Genomic DNA, 1484 nt, shown 5'->3' with positions numbered 1-1484 from the left:
GAGCCGCCCGCCGGCCTCGAACGCCGTGGTCGCCTCGGACAGCCGGGTCAGCGCCCGCTCGCGGGCCTCGCGCACCGTCTGCTTGGTGACCGAGACGTGCACGAGGACACCGAGCAGCGCGGCCAGCGCGCAGCACATCACCGTGATGAACGCGGCCGCCTTCCAGGTCAGCGACGCGGTCCAGCCGGGCGGCCGCAGCGGGCGCCTCACGAGGCGCTCGGCGAGGGGGAGGGCGACTGCGGCGCGGGGACCAAAGGGTCGGAGGTCTTCGGGGCCGGCGGCTGCGGCGCGGGCGTCTTCGGCTCGGGTGTCTGCGCGTCGGGTGTCTTCGGCGGCCCGGTGCGCACGATCTCGTCGCGCGTCGGGAGCATCGCGCGCTGATGGCGGTCGTACGACCACGAGGTCCGGTACTCGTACCCGGACAGGTCGGCGACGGCCCGCACCACCACGCTGCGGCCCGCCAGCTGCACGCTGATCACGGCGTCCTCGTCGTTCATGATCTGCGTCAGTCTGCCGTCCGCGTACATGTACACGCGCACCACGAGCTGGTCCTTGGGCGCCCGCACGCCGACGATCATGTCGTCCTTGCCGTCGCCGGTCAGATCCGCGTAGTAGGAGTGCAGGACCGGGCAGTCGGGCCCCTTCGTCCCCGGGTCGCCGCAGTCCGTCAGGCCCTTCTTGACGTCCTTGTACGTGCCCGGGTCGGCCTTCTCCTGGGCGCGGATCACCGTCACCGGGTTCACCTTGCGCAGGTTGCCGTCCGGCACGGTGACGCCCTTGACCACCTGCGTCTCGCCCGCCCCGTAGTCGTCGGCGGGCGCGGAGGCGGGGGCCAGCGTCGGCCACAGGTGGCGGGGGCCGACCGCCGTCGGGGTCGGGCCCGCGCCCTGGAGCCCGCCGGTGTCGCCGCAGCCCGTGACGAGCAGGGCGGCGGCGGGCACCGCGAGGGCCGTGAGACCGAGGCGCCTGGGCGTCACTGCACTCCTGCCTGCCGGGCCGCTCTCCCCGGCTCCTTGTCAGTGCTGGACGAGATCGGCGTAGAGAATGATGTTGTCGCTGCGGTGGCCGTCCACGAGGGGGCCGCCGCAGGTGACGAGGCGCAGTGTGGGGCGCTCCGTCGCTGCGTACACCTTATTGGTGGGGAAGTCCTTTTTGTTTACCTGTTGGATCTGGCGCACCTCGAACGTCGCGGTGCTGCCGTCCGCCCGCGGCACCGCGATCGTGTCGCCGGTGTGCACCTTCGCGATGTTCCGCATCAGCGCCGGGCCCTTCGCCGTGTCGTAGTGCGCGACCAGCACCGCGGCGCCCTTCTCGCCGGGCGTCGGGCTCCCCGTCCACCAGCCGGGCTGCTCGCCCTTGTCTGCGGGCGGGACCTGGAGCCCGCCGTCCGCGTCGAGGCCGAGGCGCAGCATCGCGCCGGTGTCGACCCCGGCGGCGGGTATGCGCAGGCCGGTCGGGGCCGAGCGGTCCAGGGCGGCCGCGGC

Annotated in this window: 2 protein-coding genes and 1 pseudogene; all 3 read right to left on the bottom strand. The window is 73.5% G+C overall.

All coding sequences use genetic code 11. The features are described 5' to 3' along the window. Positions 1-210 (bottom strand): annotated as a pseudogene (locus tag G3I40_RS37140) (two-component sensor histidine kinase); the annotation flags it as partial. Next, complete coding sequence (locus G3I40_RS37135) at positions 207-977, bottom strand: hypothetical protein (protein ID WP_164559229.1); 771 nt, start codon at positions 975-977, stop codon at positions 207-209. The gene G3I40_RS37135 and the pseudogene G3I40_RS37140, both read right to left, overlap by 4 nt. A 39-nt stretch (positions 978-1016) precedes the next feature. Continuing rightward, a partial coding sequence (locus tag G3I40_RS37130; RefSeq protein ID WP_164559228.1) for a class F sortase occupies positions 1017-1484 on the bottom strand: 468 nt, incomplete at its 5' end.

Source organism: Streptomyces sp. SID14478, assembly GCF_010548525.1.
Lineage (GTDB): Bacteria > Actinomycetota > Actinomycetes > Streptomycetales > Streptomycetaceae > Streptomyces.
The sequence above is the reverse complement of the archived record's forward strand: the minus strand, read 5'-3'. Positions and strand labels throughout refer to the sequence as shown.